Here is a 22731-nt window from a genome sequence, read left to right as displayed (position 1 = left end):
TTTATGAAAAGGACAAATAAGATTAAGGCATATCTGGCCCGTGTCTTGGCCGCGGCCATGGTGATCACCATGGCCGCGCCTCCGGCGCCGGCGTATGCATTGAATTACGGGGATCCGGCAGTCATTCGGTTTGATCCCAAGGAGGGCCCGGATTTATCACATTCAAACTATATGAATGTTCCCAGAGATGGAAACCGGATTACGTATGCTACCGGACGAGCTGGTCATCCACTGGCTGAAGCAAGTGATTTCAATGGAATTGCCGTGGAAAATCTGGGTTCTGGTGACAGGCCGGTGCTGCCTGCATTTGACGCGGATTTGAGTTGGCCGGGATATACCTTTGACGGCTGGTATAATGCAGATGGTAATAAGATACTGTATCTGCCCTTTGCGTTTCCTTACAATTCAACCACGGCATATGAGGCACGCTGGAATGGTGATGCGTCCAGTCAGTTTGATTTTACAGTCATGCATTACCGGGACCTGAATGAGGACAGAAATGGAAACATGAATGGAGAAGACCCGAATGCATGGCCCGAAGCGGATGACAGCCAGATATATAAGTTTTTTGATGACGGAAGCTGGACAACCCGGGTGACGGCCAATACAGCAGTATCCGCTACCTACAAACGGGATATACCGGGCTATAAGGTATCTTCTGTGATTATTAAGAACAACAAAACGCGCCGTTTTGATGACGCCTCAGGCCATGGAACGCTGGGGGAGGCCGCGACCATTAATGAGTCTACCCGGTCTGTCCGCGGAAATATGCCCAATGATGACTTGACTGTGGCATACAGATATGAGCCTGACAGTTCAAAGAAATTTGCCCTGCGTGTAGAATATGCAGATGGGAGTGGCCGTGCGATCCGTACCCCGGAAAGCTATCTCTATTCCGCGGAGTCGCAGGTTTCTGCCGCACCGGCACAGATTACGGCTTATACCCTTACCGGCGCTCAGATAAAAACAGGCAGCGGGGATATAGATGATTTGTCGGGAAGAGGGATATATTCGGCGCAGACAGCAGGATGCACATTTGATGCCCAAAAGAACTTTACCGGAAAGATGCCCAATCAGCCGGTAACCGTGGTATATACTTACGAGATTGACCCTTCCTATGTAACCCATGTAACCATTAACCGGATAGACAACCATAACAATGTGCTGGCTGAGCCGGAAACAAGGGAGGTGTCTCCTAATGAAACAGTGACGGTAAATGTAGAGCGAAAAGCCGGGTATACGTATCCGCCTAACATTGGATGGAATGGAACATTTACCGATATCAGTATGGACCAGACAGCAGCCACGCTGAGTTTTAAAACAGACTTTACAGGCGGCACTGTTACGATTACCTATAATGAAGATTTGAATGATACAGCACATTGGGCCAGGATAAACTATTACAACAGCGAACATGGAAGCCTGTCAGGAGACAGCAGCCCGCGTTCCTTACGGCTTGGTACCCACTCCATTGATACAATCACAGAGGGAATCACGCCATCTCCCGAACAGCACTATATGTTTAACGGCTGGTATAAAGCCAATGCTTCCGGTACAGGTAAAGTAGGAACCGTGTTGACCGGAGATATTGAACTGACCGGAGACCTTAAACTTTACGCGGATTTTGTGGAAGATCCGGGACAATGGTGTGATATAAGATTTGAAAGCGGAAGCCGCGGCTCTATTTCAGGAACCAATTCCATGCATGTGCCGAAAGGGACTCAGTGGTCTCAGATTTCCCTGCCCCAGACCACACCGGACAGTAACTATATGTTTGCTGGCTGGTTTGATGAAAACGGGAATCAGGTTACAGACCCGAATATGACGATTCTGGCGGATCAGACTTACAGGGCACGCTTTACACCTGTGGGAGGAGATGATGGAATCCTGTGCATTCCAGATGGAACTGGAACGATAGGAAATGACGGTATGGGTAAGATTGAGATAAGCGGAGCAAATGAGGCGCGTAAATATGCCCTGACGGACAGTGACGGACGGCTTTTGGCAGTGATGACAGGGGAACAGCTTGGCAGCAGCTGCTTTGAACAACTGCCGCCCTGTGACAGCTACTACGTATATGAGATGGCGGAAAGCGCAGCTCCTGTTGTTGGAGACATACTGACAGATTCAGTGGATCCATCCTTAATAAGTCAGCCAGCCCGTGTCATGGTACCTGCTATTGGAGGGAATTATTCCACCGCGGATGATACGACAGAGGGACTAAGGAAGATTGTTATCCGCCCGGCAGGAGAAAATACTGTGTATGCGGTTCTTGATATGGATGGAAATGTGGTCAGTCAGGATGGGAACGAAGACGGATGGGTAAGCCCGTCCGGCAGTCCGCGGACAGCGGAACTTGCAGGACTTGAACCCAATGTATCCTATATCATCGTGGCCAAACAGGCAGATAACGGCGATGCGCCTTCAGACCGTATGATAAACGGAAGCCAGGTAATGGTAACAGGCACTTCGCAGCAGAACCGTGTTTATACCTTCCGTTTGCTGAACGGAGGTTACGTGGAGTCGGTGACAAGAAACGGGGAAGCGCTGGATGTGGAAGAGCATGCAGATGAAGTCCTGGTAAAGGCAGGGGACCAGATCAGGATATCTGCGGAGGATATGAATCCTGCTGGACAGGCATTTAAACAATGGGAAGTACAGATTGGTAATCTGCATATGTCATACCTGACCAGAAAAAATCAGACCGTGGAAATGACAGCGGGAGATGTAATCCTCCAGGCCATGTATGAACCGTCTCCGGTAGCGACTGCATCCAACGCAACAGTGGATTATTCACCCAAAAACGGGATATTTGCCCTGGACAAGTCAGAGGAAGCGCTTCAGGAATTAAAGGAAGAACTGGTGGATAACGATGAGGATAGCACAGCGCTTTCAAACGGGCAGCGGATAGCTTATACAGTTAAGTTTGACCGACATGCACCGGTGGCATCTGCTTCGGAAGCTGTGAGGCAGGAAGTGGATGACGGGGAGAGCGTTAAGACACCATGGAGTCTGGATATCGGACTTACGCGAAAGGTGGATGGAACCAATAAACCACTGGTGGAGGATGCAAATCTGACTCCAGCAATTAAAGTGTTTGGAAAATTAGACACCAGTCTTTTGGGAAATCTGGAATACAGGTTATGGAAAATTAATTTTGGAGAGGATGATGGTGATACGACCTGTGAAGAAGTCCTGATGACACCTGACCCGAATGAAAATGAAGACTTTACTGGAAGCTTTGCCTTTGAAGCTAATATCGGTGATACTCTGGTATTTAGTTATTATAAAGCGTATGAAGTGATCATCATGGATACCGGAAGGGGACAGGTTCACACATTTAAGGTAAGGGATGGCAGGTCCTTGGATGATACGGAAGACTATATGGATTTAGATATTCACGAAGGCTATACGGATTCCGTTACAGGCATAGCGTATGAGTTCACAGGCCTGTCGAAACGCCAGTCTGGAGGAGGGATGTATGATACTTCAGATCCAGTGACAAGAGATTTGAAACTGTATGCTGTCTATGAACCGGAAGATGATACCCAATGGCAGGAAGCAAAAGAAAGGCTGCAGGAGGAGATTAATATCGCTAATGCCCTGAAGAATAATGGGTCTGTAAGCGCAGAAGACAGAGATGCCCTTACTGAGGCTGTGGATGAGGCTGTTGAAGTGCTGAACCGCCTGCCCAGACCTTCGGTTGACGACCTGGAAAGTGCCTTTGATACACTGAAAGCACTGGTAGACAGTATTAGCAGTGGCGGTTCTGGCGGTTCTGGCGGTTCTAGCGGTTCTGGCGGTTCTGGCGGTTCTGGCGGTTCTAGCGGTTCTGGTGGTTCTGGCGGTTCCGGCGGTTCCGGGGGCTCCGGCGGTTCAAAAGGTTTTTCCGGCGGAGGACATGGACCGGGCAGTGATGGCACAGAAAACAGTTACCGTACGTATTTAGATGGCACCGAGGGCATATGGAATAATGTTGATCAGACTAACCATAAGTGGGCCTTTGTATTGAACAGTGGAACACGTATCAAAGACAGCTGGGCCAATATACGATACACACATAATGGAAGCAGCCAGATTGCCACCTATCATTTTGACCGTGAGGGTATTATGGACAGTGGCTGGTTTTTGGACCAGGATACAGATAACTGGTATTTCCTGTCCAATGTACACGATGGCTGGTTTGGCCGAATGACAAAGGGATGGCACTATGATGATGATGATGGCAGATGGTATTATTTGAGTCCGTTTACCGGAGTTATGCTGATGGGGTGGCAGAAGATTGACGGAATATGGTATTATCTGACCGCTGATAGCCAGCAGAAGACCTGGACGTTTAATGAGGGATCGAAACGATGGGAATATACGAATCAGAATGGCCGTCCATTGGGGTCTCTGTACATAAATGAGATGACACCAGATGGATACCAGGTTGATGAAAACGGAGCCTGGACTCGGGAAACACCTTAAGTGATATTCAATTCTGCCCTGTAGTGCTGTGATGGCATTACGGGGCAGAATTATCCTATGCTGTTATGCGATGAAGAATATGAAGCCATGACCGATGAAAGGAATATGATGAGGGATGAGGTGATCGATATGGAAGAAAGCGATTTTTATACACTGGCAAACACGGACCGTATGGGTATATTTCTCATTTGTATTAAAAATAAACAGGGTGAATTAAGTGGGGACATTGTAAATTTTTATTTAAAGGAGCCCGTGGCATTTACCGGCATACTGGATTTGGGACTGAAAATAGACACATTATGCGCGAAATTTCAACGGCCTATGGCGACAACAGAACCAAGGTTTTTGACCGCTCATATGAAAAGAGCATATGAGAAGCGGGAACTGGACAAAGAGCATATTCCAATGAAATACTGTACAAAGATTCAAAATATGGCTAGCTTTATGGCTTTAGGTATAAGCGCGTGTGAAACATTGATTATTGAAATTCATCAGCGTCAGTTTTCCAGTATGCAGGGACGCATAAAAGGAAAATGCAGTGGTGGAAACGGCGTTTCATTCCGCAGCGCATTAGAGCTGATGAGAATGCTGCGTGAATATGAGTATATGCGAAATGAAAAGAATAAGAACGGAGGTTCTAATGGGAAGACCAGAAAAGAACAGGAAACAGTAGAGACACCATGATGAATAATGGCTATTTATAGTTATATGTAAAAATAGGATGGGACTGTATTGTTTGGTTTTCATAAATAGGATACAGAACTATGGATGATTCGTCAAAATATATCGCTTTGAGCAAGGAAAGGGATTTTTAATGAGAAAAGACAGATTTAATATTTGTATTTCTTTTTATGCAGTGTTGGCATTTGTATTAGCAATTTTAGGACAAACTTTATTATGCGGTATGTTGCTTGGTTTTGTTATTGTGATTCAAAAGGATGAATGGCTTACAAAGCAGGTCATGCAGGCATTTTTTCTTGCTCTTGTGGAAAGTATCATATCATGCGTAACGAATATTTTTTCAGGGCTATATGCTATACCTATCTTAGGAATTGCTTTCTCTGGAATCGTTGGTCTTATCAGCGGCATTCTCTCTTTTCTTTTGTTAATCATTGGACTTATCGCAATAGGGAAAGTATCAAAAGACTCAGATGCAAGAATTCCCATAGCATCTAAATTGGCAAATAAGGCATTCGGTCTGACTTGTACGATACAATATAAGCCTGCTTCAGATGCGTCTGTGCAAGATCCAGACACCTCAAACGATCATAAAGACTAAAATAATCAAATGTTATGATCCGGCTTCTTATGGAGTGGTAATCAGAAGTGACGGCTCCAAGCCAAAAGAATATGTTGCAAAAACAGAGGTGTGTAGGTTGGAAGACTAACTGGTCAGGAAGGAGTGCATGCAGTGATTGAAAATCTTTACATAAGAGGTATGGTTTATGCGGTGGAAATCTACAGGAGAGGCAGAAATTAATATAGGGGTGCTTGGAAGCAGGAATGATGTTTTGTGGGAATTCAGAGATTTTTTGATTTGTCTTGACGCTGAATCAGATTACAAGATTAGCATGATGTTGGCAAAAAATCGTGAAACTCTTCTGCGAGTGATGTCATTCGTTCCTGGAGGATTTGACATCATAATTGTGACAGACCATCTGCCTGGTTTCGTTTATTTGGAAATGGCAGAAATGGCATTTGCGTTTAATGCAGAAGTGAAAATCCTGTTTCAAATGGATAGGGGCATGGAATTTTCAGATAAACTATACCCACATGCATTATTTGTGCCTGGCAGGGAACAGCTAAAAAGCTTAGCGAAAGAAAAAATGGATGATATGATAACAAAAAATAGTGAAAAAGGAGCAGCAAAATGAATAGGGAGAACTGGTTGAAAAAATTTCTGAGAAATCAGGCTTGGCCATCTGTCAAAGTGCGAATGCACTAAATGGAATCATTGATTCTATCTCTGAGAAATTAAAAACAGGGGATGTGTGCTTGATGTGGGGTGGAACTTTTGCGGTTGCAGAACGGAAAGGACGTCAGAGAAGAAATCCAAGAACCGGAGAAGTAGTCGAGATTAAACCGCGTAGGGTTCCCGTATTCCGCGCGGGTTCCATATTGAAGAGGGAGGTAATTCAGGGAAATCAAGGATAGGTGTTGGTAGCATACCATGTCATAGATTATTGTAAGTGGAGAAGCGGAACGCAGTGCATATCGGTAACAAGTTACTTTGCGTGAGCTGGTAAGAACGAAACGAATTTTAATTTTTCAGTAGATTCATTGGTCAAATAATAGAGCAATATTTAGAGTCACAGCAGTGACTTTAAATATTGCATCTATGGCATGGTATAGTAAGATATGTCGGAAGCCTTCGTAAGACCGTAGAATTTGTAACGTAATTAAAAGGAGATGGAATGGATATTAAGTGCCAATATTGTGGAAAGAATCTGGCAACGATAGAGGGAACGGGAAGAGATACTTTCACAAGTAAGATTGTATTTACATGTAGATTTTGCGGAAGAACTACATCACTGAACATTATACGGAATAAGAGAAGAAAGAATGAGAAAGAGAGAAATAGGGCTGCTATAGAATTATAAGGTGAAGGTGGCATGATATATTGGCATACATAATGACAGGTGCGGTAGACAGAGGGAATATAAAAAGAAAATCATGGTATATCACGGGGCTACTCTGTAATGCAGTTGCATCCCTGGTTTAGGTGAAAGAATTGGGACTATGAAACGTGTAGAAGGTGCGAGTTAGAGCTCGAATACTAGGAGGGTGTGTAGATGAAGGATTTAATGAAACGATGGAAACTGGCAAATGAGGTGATTGCCTGTATAACTACAGTAATAATTATTTCGATACTACCTCTGGTATTTCATGATTACTATTTTGATATATTAGATACAAAATATTATTTTTATTGTGGCACGGTTATTTGCATGGCGGCAGTCATGCTGTTATTGACTCTCATCATTCTTCGGCTTAACAAAGGAACGATTGTAATGACGCCAAAGCTCAGAAAATCGGATTGGGCGATGATTGGTTTTTTGTTTTCTATTGTGTTATCTTGTATTTGGTCTGACTACCGTTTCGAGGCGTTTTGGGGTACAGAAGGTCGCCTTATGGGGACTTTTTTGTATTTGATATGTGGTATCAGTTTCTTTACGCTTGGACATTGTTTGAAATTTAAGAGATGGTATCTGGAGGCTTTTCTTGTCACGGGAATGGTTGTTTGTTCAATTGGAATTATGCAATATTTCCTCATCGATCCATTTGGATTTAAAAAAGATATTCATGCAAGCCATTACACTTCTTTTATATCCACAGTTGGTAATATAAATACATACGCTTCTTATGTAGCACTTATATTTGGAATGAGTACTACGTTATTTGTAAGAGAGAGAAATATGGCCAGAAAATCATGGTATGTCTTTACGGTTATTCTATCATTATTTGCACTGGTTACGGGGAATAGTGATAATGCATATTTGACAATAGGAGTCATAGTGCTTTTTCTTCCATTATACGCGTTTCGTGATATGTATGGATTAAAACAATATATGCTTTTAATATCTATGATCAGTACAGAATTTATGGCAATTGGCGAGATTGATAAAAGGTATGCATCGCATGTGCTGCCGATAGGTGGTTTATTCCGCCTGATAGTCGGGAGTGATTGGCTTATTTTCGTAGTGGCAGCACTGTGGGGATGCACCGCTTTCATATATATATTAGAGAGATTTGTGCGGAAGAAATACAAAGACGAGTGCGGAATATGTATATGCAGACGAATTTGGGGGACAGTGTTAATCCTGGCGATAGCTGTACTCATATATATGACGTTCGATGCGACACGAATGGGGAATGGGCAACAGTATGGGATATTAAAGGATTATTTATTGATTAATGATGAATGGGGAACACATAGGGGATACATCTGGAGGATTGGTATTGAATGTTACATGAAATACTCACCTCTCCGAAAGCTGTTTGGCTCCGGTCCCGACACATTTGGAATTGTTACACAAAGCTATTATAGAGAAATGATTGAGCGTTATTATGAAATATTTGATAGTGCACATAATGAGTATTTGCAATATCTAATCACTATTGGGATAGTCGGGCTATTTTCCTATCTTTTTTTATTAGTGTCTTCTATAATCGAAATGGTAAAGGCTTCAAAAAGGGAGGATTCAGTTATGTCAATTGTATATGCCGTTAACTGCTATGCGGCCCAGGCAGTTGTAAATATAGGAGTTCCGATTGTATTTCCAGTTATGTTTACACTTTTAAGTGTAGGAATATCCGTTCAAAACTGCACAGATAAAACATCGGAAGTAAAGGTGATGAGAGGGACTAAAAGAGAAAACAAAAACAATAAATATCTCTATAAAGATAAAGTACAGTTTACAAGGGACTACACAGGGGAGGTATCTGACGGGAGGGGGTCCACCCCGTCTTAGCTATCATGGTGTCTCGTTTGTGGAAGCGACAGCCTTGGCGGCCTTTGTCACCTATATCCTGTGCCATTCTTCTTCTCGATAAAGGTGCAACTCTTTCCGGAAGAATTGATGGAATAGGGCATTAAGCCTAATACAATCCGCCTGTCCATCGGCATAGAGCATATTGATGATATTATCGCATACTTAGAGAATGGGTTTGCTTCATTAAAATAAGTGATGTGAATGAAATTGAGGTAAAAGGGAGTCTGGCTTAAGCTGGGAAATTATCGGGAAATATTTGCCGTTGTACCTTTCTGGTTTCACTGAAATGCATCCGAACAACATAATAGGTATCATCCCAATCTTTTTCCCTATGCCGGTCTGAGGGTTCCACTATCATGTCAGAGGATTTTTTCTTGTTGCTTAAAGGGGCATATACTTCTTTCTCGGGCACAGACCACCGAGATAAGTTGTCAAGGGCATTTTAATCAAGTTCATAAAAATTCAAAAATGGCAGCCTTTCAATCTACGCTACTTCCAGCATTTTCACTTGATTTTTTTGAGTCTTCTGCATATAATAAGAGTAGGGAAAACCCTACTTTCCATGTTTCAGAAAGGTGGTGTAAAATCATGTTAGCAAATACGTTTGTAGACAATGCAAAAGTCATGGCAAAGGGGCAGGTCACAATTCCCAAAGATATTCGGGAAGTACTCGGCGTGGCAAGCGGTGATCGCATTACGTTTATCGTTGAGGGAAACACCGTCCGCATAGTTAATTCTGCTGTCTACGCTATGCAGGTGCTTCAAAAGGAGATGGCCGGAGAAGCAGAACGCTCTGGCTTAACCTCCGATGATGATGTCATGGCGTTTGTGGAAGAATTGAGAAATGAGGACGAGAACGCATGAGGGTTTTGATTGATACCAATGTTCTGATTTCTGCCGCTTTAAGCGCAAACGGCATCCCCTTTCAGGCGTATGTAAAAGCGGCGTCCTATCCCAATCACGGGCTGATCTGTGAGCAGAACGTGGACGAAATGAAGCGGATATTTAACAAGAAATTTCCGAATCGGCTTGCGTCACTGGATAAATTTCTTTCCGTTGCACTCCTGACTTTGGAACTGGTTCCGATTCCAACAGAGAAAGATAGTTCAGAGATACAGATCCGTGATAGGAATGATCGTCCAATTCTTCGGGCAGCCATAGAAGCAAAGGCCGATGTTTTACTGACCGGCGATAAAGATTTTTTGGAATCTGGCGTGAAAAATCCGATGATTATGACACCGGCTGATTTTCTCCAATACTGAAACGGTGCGGAGCCGGGAACCTGAGAGATGGTTTCCGGCTCCGCATTTTGACATCTGCTTAACCTCATTTTTGAGCATACGTTTTATCTTGTTGTTTATGGTTGCCTTGCTGGTTTTACTGAAATGTATTCGGACAATAAGTAGTTTTACCGATTTTCTTTACCAGAGCAGGCGCGTCCTTTTGTCCTGCGCCGGCCTGGAGGAATGCAGCTGTTTCAGAGGCATTTTTCTTCCAGAAGTTTTTCCTTCAGAGAGAATCAGGGCACACCGTTCCAGGATGGGGGCATAGATTCGTGCATGGAACAGAGCGGATGGGGTATTGATCGCGTCCAGTTTCAGGTTTGTTTAATCATTGGTTTCCGATTGCGGTAACTACAGTCGCTCACATGGGACATCAGATTTATTGCGTACTCGGTATTCTCGCTCCCAGAGCGTCAAGGGGTAACAGGTCATACATTCCCTGACTAACGATAAAATCCGCGCTGTCTCCGGAAAACATACCATCCAGCCGGTTTGGGATAGAGGGGAAGTTTATCATCAGCACCGAAATATCCTGGTCAAGCAGAGCGTTGGCGATACAACTAGAGAAAAAAATTTCCCATCCCCACATCCACGAACAGGAGAAACAAGGTGTTATCCCGGCATGCTTTTGTTCAGTTATCCACATAGGCGCGGGCTTTCTTTATCAGTGGATTCTGCCCATTGTCATTGGCAACAGTGTAGTCATACAGATAGCGGTCATGAAGCCCTTGCGCCTTTATTCCCCTAATGCTTTCCCTACGGTTTCACTGGTCCTCGGCCTCCTTGCTCCGCCATTCTGACTCCACCTGACAGGAGCATACACAGTGGGGAATGAAATAGCCGGATTTCCCGAAGCAGGGAACAACGGTTTAGTGGTTCCCGCTGCAATGTTTACAGTGGATAAGCCCGTCAGCCGGGGATATCTACTCGTCCGAGAGGAAGAAGCGGTAAAGCTCTCTGGGGCATCCAATCGGGCTGTTAGAGGCTAGGAGGTTCACTGCGACCCTGTGGTGAGTATGGGGAGAGTATCGTTCCGGCCCGAACAGGTCATGCCCCAGCATGAGCGGCTCCTGCGTTTTAGCAACGGTAAGCCGGTTACGGATAGGACTGGTCGCGCTGCTTCAGAAAACGGGTTTTCGTGTCGATAAATCGGATGCATTCCGGTTTCGGCACAGAAGCTTACCAATGATGTTCGGCAGGCGTCTGGAGCCATAGGAAACAAGGTTCAGAATCGCGATCTCATTGATACGATTCTGTGTGGGGTAGAGGACGCCCATCGGCATTTTGCTATAATTTGGAACAGGTATATTGCGAAATACGCTTCTGAGTGCTGATGGAGTTGGATTCTACCTTCAGTTAATCAGAGTGGTTCAATCTTTCGTACGGGGGTGTTATTTTTGTTGTAAGCAAGGTGTTGTCTTCCTCGCGTGAAAATGCTCTAAGTGTCTCTCCACTAACCATGAGAAATAATCATGAGTAAGGAGTTACTTAGAGCATATAACATCGGTGGCAAGATAGGTTAATTAAGATTAAATGCTGCTCAATTATTAGATGGGCTATATGGCCTACAGCTTTCACGATTAGCTAAATCATTCGGTAAGAATTGTGTCTGTAGTAGCAACATATTTGTTTGAAAAAGGATGTTTTCATTACGTAATAGAGTGTATTCACTGAATTTCAGAAGATGTTTTTTAGTATATATGTTTTTTCTATGGCTATGCATTCAATGATATACATATGGTGGTCAGTAAATCGCTACAAGGAGAGAGGCTGAGAATCACACCAGGCTCGATATGAATGCGGCTGACATGGGCAAAATCAGCCATAACGAGGGAATTGATTCCATCGTCTTTACTAATGCTGTTTAAGGATTTTTTGTAATTCAAAATGCAATCGTATTTAGAACAAACGGCGACAGCATGGCAAAATCATTGATTCTCTGGCTATAATCTAGAAAAAGGGAGTCTTGATCATGCTATAATACTTTTATTGTGGTCAAGGCTCCTTCCATCATGGAACGGAGCATGATGAAATGTAAAAAGAAGGAAATGAACAAAGGCGGGGCAGAAGAGGGCACCTTTGGAAAATCAAAGTGTAAGAAATAATGCAAATATTGAGCCTCATTGCCATGATGATGTGCGTGAACGATCAAAGTCTAGGAGTATTGATAAGTACAAAATGTTTGTGTTTATCTTTTCATTTTTTAGATTTAGAATATATGAAAAATGAAGAATTGCCAGTGCACTGGAGCCTATGGCTCCATTAGAGGACTCCTGGGGCTTTTGTGATGCTACCGGTGGGCCTGGTTATCGTTATGGGTACCGGAACTTCTTTCGGTACGGTACCGGTTTTGGCTGTGCTATATGTACCTCTGTGTTCCGAGCGGGGCTTTGGCTTGGGCGCAACTACCCTTCTGGTTGCAGCAGCAGCCACCATTGGCGACACTAGTTTCCACGTGTCCGACATTACTCTGGCACCCACGTCTGGACTGAATGTCGATGGACAGCACGACTATATATGGGATACCTGCGTGATTCCCCTCATTGCATTAGATATCCCCATGTTTATTCTGGCCTGCCTGTGCCCATTGTTCTTCTAAAGTAGTTAGGAACAGAAGCCTCTTTTCTTTTAAAATATGCGTTTATTATGCTTGCAATGACACAAGGAGGAAAAGAGGCTTAACTTATGCTTAAAAAGAAGTTTTCGGACAATTTGGGGGCTATCCAATATTCATGCAATACCGGTGTGGCGTAATTCCTTTATACCGTTTAAATGTTTTGATAAAATAACATACATCGCTAAAACCACATCTATAGGCTACTTCTGTCAAAGTTAAATCAGAGGTACTTAATTCGCTACAGGCGCGCTCAATACGATAGTAGTTCAAGTAATCAATGGGGGTTCTGTGAATGATAGAATGAAAATAGCTGCAGAAATACTTGGGAGACATTCCGGCAATTCTGGACAATTCATTCAGTGTAATGGTCTGCCCGTAATTACTATCTATGTATTCCAACACAGGTTTGAGCTGCATCATCTTTCTGGAAGATTTTGTAGCATCAATCTTATCCTGATAAAGCTTTTTCTGGTAGATGATTCCGAAGAGTTCAAATAAAGTGCCCATGGTTATCAGTTCGCTTCCAGGCTCACTATGCTGCATGGATATGAAAAGATGGTTGATAATTCGATGTAAGGAATGGTTGTTTTTTGTAAAATGATTCTGTACGATAATCTGATGCTTTGTAATAAGGCGGATATAAAACCGACAGGTATCTGTGTGCATGAGGAGACGCTGGATATCGAACACAATACATTCATAAATGCAATTATGAGGTAAACCGCCATGAATAACCCCCTCATTAATAAAAATAATATCCCCAGCTTTAGCTTCAAATTCTTCATCATCTAACTTTAAAAAGAGGATTCCCTCCAAAATCCGGATGATTTCCAACTCTTTATGACAGTGGAATGGCATGTTATAACGGGGATGATGCTCATCTACATGGTAATATTCGATAGGAAAATCCATAGTCCCATGTTGCTTTTTTTCATTATAGTCCAAATAGTGCATACTGCGCCCTCCTGAAAATGTAAAAATAACTATAAATACAGAACGGTAAAGTAAATAGATGGATAAAATGCTTAAAAAATGAATATTATTATATTTTTTGCCATTATATCACAGCAAATAGGGGAATATCAATAGTATAATACAATTATGTAAAAAAGCGCAAAGAAATTAGAATAATAACAATCTAAAATTAAAAAGGAGGAAAACACTATGGCAGCAAGCAGATTGGTTGGGTCTTATCCGGTTATCGGCATTAGACCCACAATAGACGGAAGACAGGGATATATGAAAGTAAGGGAATCTCTGGAAGAACAAACCATGAACATGGCCAAAAGTGCGGCGGCCCTGTTTAGGGAAAATCTTTTTTACAGTAATGGAGAACCGGTAAACGTAGTGATTGCGGATTCCACCATTGGACGGGTGGGGGAAAGCGCGGCCTGCGCGGATAAATTCCGCAGAGCCGGAGTGGATATTACACTGACTGTGACCCCATGCTGGTGTTACGGTGCAGAGACCATGGACATGGATCCGCATACAATCAAGGGCGTGTGGGGATTTAACGGAACGGAGAGACCCGGTGCCGTATATCTCGCCTCTGTACTGGCTACCCATGCGCAGAAGGGGCTTCCGGCTTTTGGTATCTATGGACATGATGTTCAGGATGCTGATGATACAAGTATACCTGAGGATGTAAAAGAAAAACTTCTCCGTTTTGGACGCGCCGCAGTGGCTGCCGCTACCATGAGGGGAAAGTCATATCTCCAGATAGGTTCTATCTGCATGGGAATTGGAGGTTCCATCATAGACCCGGCATTTATTGAGGAATATCTCGGGATGCGGGTGGAATCCGTAGACGAAGTGGAACTGATCCGCCGTATGAGTGAGGAAATATACGATAAAAAAGAGTTTGAAAAGGCCCTTGCATGGACAAAGGCAAACTGTAAGGAAGGCTTTGACAAGAACCCTCCCGAAGTTCAGAAGACCCGGGAACAGAAGGATAGGGATTGGGAATTCGTAGTTAAGATGATGTGCATCATCAAGGATTTGATGAATGGGAATCCCAATCTGCCAGAGGGGCGGGAGGAAGAGCGGATCGGACACAATGCCATTGCCGCAGGCTTCCAGGGACAGAGACAGTGGACAGATTTTTATCCCAATGGTGACTTCGCTGAGTCCATGCTGAATTCCTCCTTTGACTGGAACGGCGCAAGGGAGCCATACATACTGGCTACTGAAAATGACACATTAAATGGGCTGGGTATGCTGTTTATGAAGCTGCTCACCAACAGGGCACAGATTTTCGCGGATGTGCGTACGTACTGGAGCCCGGAGGCTGTTAAGAAGGCGTCCGGATATGATTTGGAAGGGGTCGCAAAGGAAGCAGGCGGTTTCCTGCATCTGATCAATTCCGGAGCGGCCTGTTTGGATGCCACGGGTAAAGCCCTGGATGAAGACGGACAGCCGGTCATGAAGCCATGGTATGAGGTGACGGCGGACGATCAGAAGGCAATGTTGGAAGCAACCACATGGAATGAGGCTGATTTTGGGTATTTCAGAGGCGGCGGCTATTCTTCCAGATATGTTACAGAAGCCCAGATGCCATGTACGATGATCCGCTTAAACCTGGTAAAGGGACTGGGGCCTATGCTGCAGATTGCAGAAGGCTGGACCGTGAAATTGCCGGACGATGTAACCGACATCTTATGGAAAAGAACGGACTACACATGGCCGTGCACCTGGTTTGCGCCCAGGGTGACAGGCCGGGGAGCATTTGCCTCCGCGTATGACGTGATGAATAACTGGGGAGCTAACCACGGTGCAATCAGCTATGGACATATTGGGGCGGACCTTATTACACTCTGCTCAATCTTAAGGATTCCTGTCAGCATGCACAATGTGCCCGAGGAAAAAATATTCCGTCCTGCAGCCTGGAACGCATTTGGAATGGACAAAGAGGGACAGGATTTCCGTGCCTGTGCGGCTTATGGGCCTTTATATAAGTAAGGCGGTGTGTCTATGAGCCATAAAAATGTACTGGCAGTGGATTTCGGTGCTTCCAGTGGAAGGGTAATGCTGGGAAACTTTGATGGGAACCGGTTATCTATACAGGAAATCCATCGTTTCCCCAATGATCCGGTTATATTAAACGGAACCATGTACTGGGATTTCCTGCGGCTGTTTTATGAAGTGAAGCAGGGACTGATGAAAGCAAAGAAGTATGGAAAGATTGACAGCATTGGCGTGGATACCTGGGGCGTGGATTTCGGCCTGATTGACAAGGAGGGAAATCTTTTAGAAAATCCGGTGCACTACCGGGATGCGCGGACCGCAGGGATGCTTGAAAAGAGTTTTGGAAAGATGGATAAGGACCGCTTTTATCAGATTACGGGCAGTCAATTTATGGAGATTAACACGGTATTCCAGCTTTTGGCTCTGCTGGAAAAGCGACCCGGACTTCTGGAGGGAACTTCCAGACTTCTGTTGATGCCGGACTTATTTAATTATTATCTATGTGGGGCGCAGGTCAGTGAGTACTCCATCGCGTCCACCACGCAGATGCTGGATGCCCGTACTAAAATGTGGTCAAAGGAAGTGTTGGAGAGCCTAGGTATCCCAGAACGGATTCTGGGCGGTATCGTTCCATGTGGAACGAGACTTGGTTTCATAAAAAACGGGATTTGCCAGGAGCTAGGAATTGAGCCTATGGAAGTGATTGCTGTGGCAGGACACGATACGCAGAGTGCCCTTGCGGCTGTTCCTGCCAGGGATAAGGATTTCATCTTCATCAGCTGCGGAACATGGTCGCTGTTTGGCACAGAACTGGACGAACCTGTTATCAACGGGGTGTCAGAACGGCTGAATATCACAAATGAAGGCGGGTGCCAGGGAAAGATTTCCTTCCTCAAGAATATTATCGGGTTGTGGCTGATCCAGGAAAGCAGGAGACAGTGGATTCGTGAGGGAAAGGAATACAGTTTCGGACATCTGGAGCAAATGGCGGCAGATGCAAAGCCGTTTAAAGCCCTGATTGACCCGGATGCACCAGAGTTTGTTCCGGCTGGAAATATTCCTGAAAGAATCCGGAGTTACTGCCGTAAAAGCGGGCAGAAGGTACCAGAGAATGAGGCGGAGCTTGTGAGATGCATTGATGAGAGCTTGGCACTTAAGTACCGCATGACATTGGAAGAAATTAAGATGTGTACCGGAAGAGAGTACCCGGCTATCCATATGGTGGGTGGTGGAACACAGAGCGGACTTCTCTGCCAGATGACGGCCAATGCGTGTCATTGTCCGGTAATTGCCGGACCGGTGGAGGCTACCGTACTGGGTAACGCGGCTATGCAGCTGCTTGCGACAGGAGAACTTAGGGATCTGGATCAGGTGAGAAGTGTCGTAGGGGCTTCAGCCAAGGTAAGTATCTATGAGCCGAAAGATACAGATCAATGGGAGCAGGTATACGGACAATATAAAAAAATGCTGGAATGACCAAAGACCGGGGCAACCTGGAAAATAGGAGGTATTATGGAATTAAGCTATATGGAACTAAGGGAACAGATTTGCGATGTGTGCCATAAAATGTGGCAGCTTGGCTGGGTGGCAGCCAATGACGGCAACGTGTCCGCCAGGCTGGATGACGGAACATTTCTTGCCACTCCCACCGGAATGAGCAAAAGCTTCATCACACCGGAAAAGCTGGTTCGTATCAATGGGAAAGGCGAGGTGTTGGAAGGCCTTCCCGGATACAGGCCCTCTTCAGAGATTAAGATGCATCTCCGCTGCTATAAAGAGCGTGAGGATGTAAATTCCGTGCTTCACGCCCACCCGCCTGTAGCCACCGGATACGCGGTAGCCAATGTGCCGTTGGACGAGTACTCTATGATTGAGACGGTAATTGCTCTGGGTTCGATTCCGGTAACGCCTTACGGAACCCCCTCCACTTACGAAGTACCGGATAACATAGCGCCTTATCTGGGGGAACATGACGCAATGCTCCTTCAGAATCATGGGGCTTTGACCGTGGGGGCTGATGTGATTACCGCTTATTACCGCATGGAAACACTGGAACTCTTTGCAAAAATCAGCCTTAACGCCAGAATGCTGGGAGGTGCACAGGAAATATCCAGGGAAAATATTGACCGCCTTATCTCAATGAGGAAAGGATATGGGGTAACTGGCAGGCACCCCGGTTATAAAAAATACAGTAAACAGGAGGAAAACAGATGCTAAGAGGAATACCCCATATATTATCTCCTGAACTGTTAAAGATATTATGTGAAATGGGTCACAGCGACCGGATTGTGATTGCCGATGGGAATTTCCCGGCAGAGTCCATGGGCAGGGATGCCCATGTCATACATATGGAAGGCCACGGCGTGCCGGAGATACTGGAAGCAATCCTCTCGCTTTTTCCACTGGACACCTACGTAGAACACCCTGTCTGCCTGATGTCGGTAACGGACGGGGATACGGTTGAAACACCCATCTGGGATCAATACATGACATTGGTGGAAGCGTGTGACAGCAGGGGCAGAAGTGCCATTGGCCATATAGAGCGGTTCGCGTTCTACGAGGAGGCAAAGAAAGCTTATGCAATTATCGCCACCAGCGAGAAAGCGCTTTATGCCAATATCATGCTGCAAAAAGGGGTAGTTACCGACCAGGGCCTGTAAATGGGTTCCGCCAAAACAGTGCAATTAGTAAAGAAATGGAAGGTGATGATGTGGGAGAAGTAATTCTGACCATGAAAGACATTGATAAGTCCTTTGTCGGGGTACATGCGTTAAAAAATGCCTGTCTGGAACTTAAAAAGGGCGAGGTCCATGCACTGATGGGTGAGAATGGCGCCGGAAAATCCACCCTCATGAAGATATTGACAGGAATCTACAGCAAGGACAGCGGTACCATTGTGTATGAGGGGCGCCAGGTGGAATTTAAAAGTCCCAGGGAAGCGCAGGACGCCGGCATTGTGATCGTGCATCAGGAATTGAACATGATGAACCACTTAACGGTGGCCCAGAATATCTTTATCGGCAAAGAAAAAATGAACGGAAAGCTGATTAATGACCGCAGGATGGTGGAAGAGGCAGAAAAGCTGTTCGGATTACTGAATATCAGGATTGACCCAAGGGAAACAATGGGGAGGCTGACGGTGGGGCGCCAGCAGATGTGTGAGATAGCAAAGGCAATCTCTACAGATGCCAAGATAATCGTATTTGATGAACCGACTGCCGCGCTGACAGATTCAGAAATCAGCGAGCTGTTCAAAATCATACGTGATCTGAGGGCCAAGGATATCGGAATTGTATACATTTCCCACCGCATGGATGAGATTAACCAGATTACTGACAGGGTAACGGTCATGAGGGACGGGGAATATGTGGGTACGCTCATAACCAGGGATTCCACGAAAGACGACATCATCCAGATGATGGTGGGACGCACGGTGTATGAGGAGCCTAAGAGTTTCAGCAATGTAAAGCCGTCTGCCCCGGTGGTGCTGAAGGTTGAACACCTGAATGTTGGGAAAACAGTAAAAGATGTAAGCTTTGAACTTCGCAAAGGAGAAATCCTGGGTTTTTCAGGACTCATGGGAGCCGGAAGGACGGAGACAGCCAGGGCTATCTTTGGTGCTGACAGGAGAGACAGCGGTGATATTTATGTGAATGGAAAACGGGTGGATATCAAGAACCCACAGGACGCGGTTGACGCCGGGATTGGATATCTGTCGGAGGACCGCAAGCGCTATGGTGTGATCATTGAGAAAACGGTAGCCGAGAATACGACAATGGCTTCCCTGAAAGCATTCTGCAAAGGCCTGTTTATTGATAAGAATGCGGAAAAAGAAACCGCGGAACAATATGTGGAGGCATTAAAGACAAAGACACCATCCGTGGAACAGCAGGTGCGCAACCTGTCGGGAGGTAACCAACAGAAAGTGGTCATTGCAAAATGGCTTACCAGGAACTGCGACATCCTGATATTTGACGAACCCACAAGGGGAATCGATGTAGGAGCAAAAAGCGAGATTTATACATTGATGAATAATCTTGTAAAGCAGGGGAAGTCCATTATCATGATATCCTCTGAACTGACGGAAGTGCTGCGAATGAGCGACCGTATCCTGATTATGTGTGAGGGCCGTAAAACAGGAGAAATCAGCATAGAAGAAGCTACCCAGGAAAAAATCATGCATGCCGCTACACTGAGAGATTAAATGGGAGGTTAAAGACATGTCAAATAATGGGAATCAGGTAAAAAAGGAGCCGAATGGATTGTTCAAAGCCATCGGTACTCAGAAATTGGTGGCAGTCATTGCGCTGATTGTATTATTCATGTTCTTCTGGATTTTCGGGGACAATTTTGCAAAATACAGCACACTGGTCAGCATTTTTGATTCGTCCTATTATATTGGTTTTATGGCCATAGGTGTAACATTTGTAATTATCACCGGAGGAATCGACTTATCCATTGGTACGGTCTGTATCTGCTGTTCCTTGATTTCAGGAACGCTGTATACAAAACTGGGACTGCCTATGCCGCTGTGCGTTATCCTGGCCATATTGATGGGAGGCCTGTTCGGACTTGCCAATGGACTTATGGTATCTGTCATGAGGCTTCCGGCCTTTATTGCCACACTGGGAACTATGATGATTACCAGAGGCCTGGGTTCGATTGTGACAAATACGGCAACCGTGACCTTTCCGCAGGCTTCGGCGCCGGGCGGCTCATTCAGAGGTATTTTTAAATTAAAAGGGGCAGGGCTTCCGCAGGCAGGTATCCCCACGGGATTCATACTGCTGATTATACTTGCAATCCTGATGGCAATCCTTCTCAACAAGGCGCGTCCGGGACGCTATATACTGTCTCTTGGGAGTAATAAGGAGGCGACCCGGCTTTCCGGTGTAAATGTGGTAAAGTGGGAGACTTTGGCTTATGTCATAAGCGGTCTGTTTGCCGGGCTGGCAGGTGTGTCTTATGCAGCTGTATACTCCACACTCATGCCTGGAACCGGAAATGGATTTGAACTGGATGCAATCGCCGGAGTTGTAATCGGCGGAACATCCCTGGCAGGTGGCGTGGGTTCCATATCGGGGACTTTAATCGGTGTTTTTATTATGTCCGTTTTGAAGACAGGCCTTCCCTTTGTGGGAGTACAGCCACATTATCAGCTGCTGATTACCGGATTTGTGTTGATCATAGCCGTATTTGTAGATGTTTTGAATAGAAGGAAACAGGGGAAGAATTGATACGCACTAATAACCCGCAAAGCGGGATAATAAAGGGAGGTTTATTTATGAAGATAAGATTATTAAGTACAGTCATCTGCGCAGCAATGGTTTCCACAATGGTAATGGGCTGCTCCAGCGGAGCCAGCGCGCCTGCCACCACAGCCGCAGCAGCGGCCGCTCCGGAGACAGAGGTAAAAGACACAACAGCAGGGGATACGGAGACAGCCAAGGCAGATGCTGCTGTGGACTACAGCGATGTCACGGTTGAGATTGTGGCAAAAGGCTTCCAGCATGATTTTTGGAAAGCGGTAAAGATGGGATCAGAGCAGGCCGCAGAGGATTTGGGGCTTAAGTCCACCAATTTTGTAGGGCCAGCCAGTGAGAGTGCAGTCGCTGAGCAGATTGAGCAGTTAAATAATGCGGTCAACAAGGCTCCAAGCGCCATCTGCCTGGCGGCTTTGGATACACAGGCGGCCCTGGATGCAATTTCCAATGCTCAGGCAGCAAATATTCCGATTGTAGGGTTTGACTCTGGGGTTCCGGATGCCCCGGCAGGCGCCATTGTAGCTAATGCAGCTACGGATAACTATGCGGCAGGTGGCCTGGCCGCGGAGAAATTGTATGAAATGATTAAGGATAAGGTCACAGATCCGGCAGAAGAGGTCAGAATCGGCGTTGTCTCCCAAGATGCGACATCCCAGTCTATAGGAGAACGGACAGGCGGTTTCATAGACAGAATGCGTACCTTGGTTGGCGAAGATAAATGCATGGTAGTAGGCCATGATAAGTATAATAAGGCAGTTGACGAAGCAAAGGTGATTATCGATGTAGGCATTCCGGCAACTGTGGATGACGCGGCTTGTGTGACTGTGGCCAATACCCTGCTGAATAAAAATGATCTGATTGCCATTTATGCGTCCAACGAATTTACAGCCAAGAACCTGGTGACGGCCAATGAAAGTCTTCAGGTACTGGGTAAAGATAAGGTAATCGGCGTTGGATTCGACTCAGGCGCCATTCAGCTTGATGCTATCAAGAGTGGTGTCTTAGCAGGTTCCATTACGCAGAATCCGGTACAGATTGGATATCAGGCGGTTACCCTGGCAGCCAAGGCAGCCAAAGGAGAACCGGTAGAGGATGTTGATACTGGTGCACTGTGGTATGACAGCACCAATATGGATTCAGCGGAAGTGGCTCCGTGTCTCTATAAATAATATTGTATCAGCCAGCTGTTCAATCATAAATTGATTAGACGGCTGGCTGTATCGTTTGGTATATAGCGGTATTCTAAGTGTTCGAAGTTTTCAGATAATCGTCCTATGTGAAGAAACATTTTATTAGAGCTAAAGACAGGCTAAATAGGGGCATAGTAGGCTATCAAACAAGGAAATGAAATGTCTTAAGCAGATTGCGGAGAAATCAGATTTGCTAAAGAACATGAATCAACAATGTGGATGAAAAATTTAATAAAACAAAAGGAGAGGGCGGCGATACTATTGGATTATTGTTGCCCTCTCCTTTTGTTTTATAATTATCTTAATTCTATAGGGTCAACACTGGAAGTATCTTCATTTAAAATGACAATGAGTTCATCTTTTAAAATTGCCTGGGCAATAGAAATTCATTTCACGAAGTATTTTTGCATACCTTCTCCTCACGGAACAAAATAGAAAGACTGACAATCC

General features: G+C 45.2%; 18 protein-coding genes and 2 pseudogenes. 17 read left to right on the top strand and 3 right to left on the bottom strand.

Features of this window, described 5'->3' with window-relative positions:
- The first annotated feature begins 3 nt into the window (after nt 1-3).
- The 9 genes and pseudogenes from LI015_RS16020 to LI015_RS15980 all read left to right on the top strand — a co-directional run bounded on the left by LI015_RS16020 (nt 4) and on the right by LI015_RS15980 (nt 10225).
- The gene (locus LI015_RS16020) at nt 4-4470 is read left to right on the top strand and encodes an InlB B-repeat-containing protein (protein ID WP_227125642.1); all 4467 of its coding nucleotides are present in this window, start codon (nt 4-6) and stop codon (nt 4468-4470) included.
- Between the two features lie 129 nt (nt 4471-4599).
- The gene (locus LI015_RS16015; RefSeq protein WP_048928833.1) at nt 4600-5154 is read left to right on the top strand and encodes a hypothetical protein; all 555 of its coding nucleotides are present in this window, start codon (nt 4600-4602) and stop codon (nt 5152-5154) included.
- Nucleotides 5155-5284: 130 nt separating this feature from the next.
- The gene (locus LI015_RS16010) at nt 5285-5749 is read left to right on the top strand and encodes a hypothetical protein (RefSeq protein WP_002565696.1); all 465 of its coding nucleotides are present in this window, start codon (nt 5285-5287) and stop codon (nt 5747-5749) included.
- A gap of 166 nt (nt 5750-5915) precedes the next feature.
- On the top strand, nt 5916-6344 hold the full coding sequence (locus LI015_RS16005; protein WP_002565695.1) for a hypothetical protein: 429 nt from the start codon (nt 5916-5918) through the stop codon (nt 6342-6344).
- 10 nt (nt 6345-6354) lie between these two features.
- Entirely contained in the window at nt 6355-6624 is a 270-nt protein-coding gene (locus LI015_RS28790; RefSeq protein ID WP_207749870.1) for an HU family DNA-binding protein, read from the top strand.
- A 638-nt stretch (nt 6625-7262) separates the two neighbouring features.
- A complete protein-coding gene (locus LI015_RS15995) occupies nt 7263-8942 on the top strand; it encodes an O-antigen ligase family protein (protein WP_227125640.1) in 1680 nt (559 codons plus the stop codon).
- Nucleotides 8943-9029: 87 nt separating this feature from the next.
- A pseudogene (locus LI015_RS28785) lies at nt 9030-9155 on the top strand (PLP-dependent transferase); the annotation flags it as partial.
- A gap of 396 nt (nt 9156-9551) precedes the next feature.
- Nucleotides 9552-9827 (top strand): AbrB/MazE/SpoVT family DNA-binding domain-containing protein, encoded by a 276-nt coding sequence (locus tag LI015_RS15985; RefSeq protein ID WP_002565692.1) that lies wholly within the window; start codon nt 9552-9554, stop codon nt 9825-9827.
- Nucleotides 9824-10225 (top strand): putative toxin-antitoxin system toxin component, PIN family, encoded by a 402-nt coding sequence (locus tag LI015_RS15980; protein WP_002565691.1) that lies wholly within the window; start codon nt 9824-9826, stop codon nt 10223-10225. The genes LI015_RS15985 and LI015_RS15980 overlap by 4 nt, the downstream gene beginning before the upstream one ends.
- Before the next feature lie 51 nt (nt 10226-10276).
- On the opposite strand, the pseudogene LI015_RS15975 reads toward LI015_RS15980, so the two are convergent.
- Both LI015_RS15975 and LI015_RS29045 read right to left on the bottom strand, forming a co-directional pair.
- Nucleotides 10277-10406 (bottom strand): annotated as a pseudogene (locus LI015_RS15975) (transposon-encoded TnpW family protein); the annotation flags it as partial.
- A gap of 763 nt (nt 10407-11169) precedes the next feature.
- Nucleotides 11170-11349 (bottom strand): DUF5720 family protein, encoded by a 180-nt coding sequence (locus LI015_RS29045; protein ID WP_416351119.1) that lies wholly within the window; start codon nt 11347-11349, stop codon nt 11170-11172.
- Nucleotides 11350-12533: 1184 nt separating this feature from the next.
- Here LI015_RS29045 and LI015_RS15965 point away from each other — a divergent pair.
- Nucleotides 12534-12845, top strand: coding sequence for a Na+/H+ antiporter NhaC family protein (locus LI015_RS15965; RefSeq protein ID WP_007036504.1), 312 nt, complete (start codon nt 12534-12536; stop codon nt 12843-12845).
- Between the two features lie 120 nt (nt 12846-12965).
- Here LI015_RS15965 and LI015_RS15960 read toward each other — a convergent pair whose 3' ends face one another.
- A complete protein-coding gene (locus tag LI015_RS15960; protein WP_002565688.1) occupies nt 12966-13817 on the bottom strand; it encodes an AraC family transcriptional regulator in 852 nt (283 codons plus the stop codon).
- A 210-nt stretch (nt 13818-14027) separates the two neighbouring features.
- On the opposite strand from LI015_RS15960, the gene LI015_RS15955 reads away from it, so the two are divergent.
- From LI015_RS15955 to LI015_RS15925, 7 genes are read left to right on the top strand one after another with little or no spacing between them, the layout of a single operon-like run.
- Nucleotides 14028-15821, top strand: a complete 1794-nt coding sequence (locus tag LI015_RS15955) for an L-fucose isomerase (protein ID WP_002565687.1) — start codon at nt 14028-14030, stop codon at nt 15819-15821.
- A gap of 12 nt (nt 15822-15833) precedes the next feature.
- The gene (locus tag LI015_RS15950; RefSeq protein ID WP_002565686.1) at nt 15834-17303 is read left to right on the top strand and encodes a rhamnulokinase; all 1470 of its coding nucleotides are present in this window, start codon (nt 15834-15836) and stop codon (nt 17301-17303) included.
- A 36-nt stretch (nt 17304-17339) separates the two neighbouring features.
- On the top strand, nt 17340-18044 hold the full coding sequence (locus tag LI015_RS15945; protein WP_002565685.1) for a class II aldolase/adducin family protein: 705 nt from the start codon (nt 17340-17342) through the stop codon (nt 18042-18044).
- Nucleotides 18038-18487, top strand: a complete 450-nt coding sequence (locus LI015_RS15940; RefSeq protein ID WP_002565684.1) for an RbsD/FucU family protein — start codon at nt 18038-18040, stop codon at nt 18485-18487. The genes LI015_RS15945 and LI015_RS15940 overlap by 7 nt, the downstream gene beginning before the upstream one ends.
- A gap of 50 nt (nt 18488-18537) precedes the next feature.
- Nucleotides 18538-20031 (top strand): sugar ABC transporter ATP-binding protein, encoded by a 1494-nt coding sequence (locus LI015_RS15935; RefSeq protein WP_002565683.1) that lies wholly within the window; start codon nt 18538-18540, stop codon nt 20029-20031.
- Nucleotides 20032-20047: 16 nt separating this feature from the next.
- Nucleotides 20048-21064, top strand: coding sequence for an ABC transporter permease (locus tag LI015_RS15930; protein ID WP_002565682.1), 1017 nt, complete (start codon nt 20048-20050; stop codon nt 21062-21064).
- Nucleotides 21065-21111: 47 nt separating this feature from the next.
- Nucleotides 21112-22260 (top strand): ABC transporter substrate-binding protein, encoded by a 1149-nt coding sequence (locus LI015_RS15925; protein WP_002565681.1) that lies wholly within the window; start codon nt 21112-21114, stop codon nt 22258-22260.
- Nucleotides 22261-22731: the final 471 nt, after the last annotated feature.

This window comes from Enterocloster sp. 210928-DFI.2.20 (assembly GCF_020554465.1).
In the GTDB taxonomy this organism is placed as follows: domain Bacteria; phylum Bacillota; class Clostridia; order Lachnospirales; family Lachnospiraceae; genus Enterocloster; species Enterocloster bolteae.
The sequence above is the reverse complement of the archived record's forward strand: the minus strand, read 5'-3'. Positions and strand labels throughout refer to the sequence as shown.